Annotated in this window: 1 protein-coding gene; it reads left to right on the top strand. The window is 63.4% G+C overall.

From position 1 onward, the window contains the following. On the top strand, positions 1 to 374 hold a 374-nt coding region (locus HMPREF3165_RS13605; RefSeq protein WP_256274802.1), incomplete at both ends, for a tetratricopeptide repeat protein.

The raw sequence follows: 374 nt of genomic DNA, 5'->3' as shown, positions 1-374 counted from the left end.
GCCGGAAGGCTCGACGACGCCATCACCCTGCACGAACAGACCCTCACCGACAGCACCCGTATCCTGGGACCCCACCACCCCGACACCCTCACCTCACGCAACAACCTCGCCGGCGCCTACCAAGCCGCCGGCAGACTCGACGACGCCATCACCCTGCACAAGCAGAACCTCAAAGACCTCACCCACATCCTGGGACCCCACCACCCCGACATTCTCACCTCACGCAACAACCTCGCCAACACTTACCGAGACACGGGCAGGCTCGACGAGGCCATCACCCTGCACAAGCAGAGCCTCAAAGACTCCGCCCACATCCTGGGACCACACCACCCCCGTACCCTCATCTCACGCAACAACCTCGCCAACACTTACCG

The sequence above is a fragment of the Actinomyces sp. HMSC08A09 genome (assembly GCF_001807465.1).
Classification (GTDB): Bacteria; Actinomycetota; Actinomycetes; order Actinomycetales; family Actinomycetaceae; genus Actinomyces; species Actinomyces oris.
This window is presented reverse-complemented; position numbering and strand designations above follow the sequence as displayed.